Raw genomic sequence first — 2,427 nt, forward strand, 5'->3', positions numbered from 1 at the left:
ACTAAAAGCGGTGAGATTTCTGGTCTAATCTCAACTGCTTTTATTTTTGTATTTATTTGAATGTTTTTCTAAGTTACCTTTAAAGGAATGGCTTATGTTTTTTTCTTTTCATGAAAACTTTATCAGGAGTACATCGTCTATTTTTTATGAAGGAGGGATGAACTTGGAAGAATTAACTTTGGAAATATTAGATACAGAAGATAAGGACGTCATGATAGATGAAATAATGAACAGGTATGGGCAGGAAATTCTCCAGCTTGTTTTTTCATATGTAAATAATCGTTCCATAGCAGAAGACTTAACTCAGGATATATTTGTTAAGTGCTATAAGAGTCTACATACATATCGTGGTAAATCGAAGTTACGAACTTGGTTGTGGAGCATCGCCATCAATCATTGCAAGGATTTTCTGAAAAGTTGGTACAACAAGAACGTAGTCATAACAGAAGATGAACCGTTAAACAACACGACGAAAAAGGAAATGGTCGAGCAGACTGTCATCCAAAGACAAGAGGATGATCAATTGATTTCTGCGATTATGATGCTGCCGATTAAATATCGAGAAGTCATTTATCTCTTTTATTATGAGGAATTGCCTATTAAAGAAATTGCCGTATTAACGGAAGTGGGCACGAACACAGTGAAAACTAGACTTAGACGTGCAAAGGAACTTTTGAAAGAACGATTGGAGGAATTGTGATGGAGGACCGTTTAAAGAACTTAAAGAAGGCCATGGATCAACGAGCGTTTACTCAACTAAACTTTACGGAGAAGCATCGAAGAAACATCCTCGGGAAAATTAAGCAACAAGCAGAAAATGATGAAGACATTCTGCTAGCGGTTATGCAACTACTTGTTCATGAAAAAACAGGCTTTGAATTAACGAAGCTATTGCGGGGAAGAGGTATTCTAAAATTTGAAGACAATGAAGGGTTTTTATATACTCTTTTACACCGATTGGAGCAGTCTGGAAGTATACAATCAAGCTGGACTGAAACGGAAGCAAAGTATTATCAGTTAACGGATAAAGGACGAAGAGTGTTGCGGAAAGCCGAAAAAAGACAAATCAAAAGGCAAGTTGTATGGAAAGAATTATTTGAGAGGTGAGGCATAAGTGAACAAAAAAGACGTCTTTTTAAATGAAGTCCTTGCCCAGATCAAATCTAAGGAAGCAAAGAAATATGTTGCGGATGAATTGAGTTATCACCTAAAGGAAGCGAAAAATGTATGGTTAGAAAAGGGACAAACAGAAACAGAGGCTGAGGGAAAAGCGGTAGAGCAAATGGGTAGCTCGATTAAATTAGGCAAGCAGCTGAATAAACTCCATCGGCCAAAAGTAGATTGGATCCTTGTGATTCTTTTAATGACAATCTTCGGTCTCGGATTTTTACCGATGTTTTCAATCGGCATTATGGGAGAATATCTATTAGCCTCTAAAGTAGTTATTACTCTAATTGGCAGTGCGTCAGCTGTAGGGATCATGCTCATTGATTATAGGAAGTTAAAAAAACAGGGTTGGTTATTTTATTCAATTGGGGTATTACTTCTATTGGTGTTAAGACTATTTTCAAACACCACAATTAATGGACTTTCACTTCTTAGGATTGGACCGTTAACTATTGAAAGCATCATGTCGCTGCCATTCTTCTTCCTTGCCTGGGCTTCCTTATTTAGTAATGAGAGGTTGAAGGTTTGGCAGTTTATTCTATTATTCTGCCTGCCAATCATTTTGTTATTAATGGTACCAAGTATTTCAACAACCTACATTTACACAATCATGGTATTTTCGATGGTTTGGTGGAGTAAGTTTAGTCGGAAAATTGTTATCTCGATCTGGGGAGTATCAGTTAGTTTGTTCGTGTTAGTGAGTTTCATTTCTTGGAGGTTTTTAAGTTTTTATCAGAAAGATCGCTTGTTGGCATTCTTAAACCCGGAAAAATATTCTGATGGACCAGGATTTATGATACTGCGCTTGAAAGAACTTCTGTCAAAAGCAGGATGGTTTGGTAGCACAATGAATAAAGAGTTTATTCCCGAGGCCCATACCAATTTGGTCTTTGTTAGCTTTACCTACTATTACGGCTGGCTTTTTGCCATTGCACTCGTATTGATCCTATTCCTATTTGGTGCAAGAATCATTGTCATCACAAGTAGGATAAAAGATTCGTATGGCAAACTTCTTCTAATCGGCGCAGTTGCTCTTTATACTGTTCAGTTAGCTACTAATATCGGAATGACAATAGGTGTTTTTCCATTAATTTCGATGTCCCTGCCATTTATAAGCTATGGATTAATGCCAACACTGCTAAATACGATTTTAATTGGTATTGTATTAAGTGTATATCGCCGAAAGGATCTAACTAGAAAACAAACTTGAGTCCATATTAATTTATGAGCTGGAGATTATACTTTACAAAAGTGATGCTT

3 protein-coding genes are annotated in these 2,427 nt (G+C 36.6%); all 3 read left to right on the plus strand.

Going from position 1 to position 2,427, the window contains the following annotated elements:
• Positions 1–163 precede the first annotated feature (163 nt).
• From V7137_RS13010 to V7137_RS13020, 3 genes are read left to right on the plus strand one after another with little or no spacing between them, the layout of a single operon-like run.
• Entirely contained in the window at positions 164–700 is a 537-nt protein-coding gene (locus V7137_RS13010; protein WP_335698480.1) for a sigma-70 family RNA polymerase sigma factor, read from the plus strand.
• The gene (locus V7137_RS13015) at positions 700–1,107 is read left to right on the plus strand and encodes a PadR family transcriptional regulator (RefSeq protein ID WP_335698481.1); all 408 of its coding nucleotides are present in this window, start codon (positions 700–702) and stop codon (positions 1,105–1,107) included. Before V7137_RS13010 ends, V7137_RS13015 begins: the two co-directional genes overlap by 1 nt.
• A 7-nt stretch (positions 1,108–1,114) precedes the next feature.
• A complete protein-coding gene (locus V7137_RS13020) occupies positions 1,115–2,377 on the plus strand; it encodes an FtsW/RodA/SpoVE family cell cycle protein (RefSeq protein WP_335698482.1) in 1,263 nt (420 codons plus the stop codon).
• Positions 2,378–2,427 lie beyond the last annotated feature (50 nt).

The sequence above is a fragment of the Neobacillus drentensis genome (genome assembly GCF_036962765.1).
GTDB lineage: Bacteria > Bacillota > Bacilli > Bacillales > Cytobacillaceae > Neobacillus > Neobacillus drentensis_C.

Coding starts and splice junctions, on each gene's coding strand:
- V7137_RS13015 (WP_335698481.1), top strand. CDS start 700: ATGGAGGACCGTTTAAAGAACTTAAAGAAGGCCATGGATCAACGAGCG.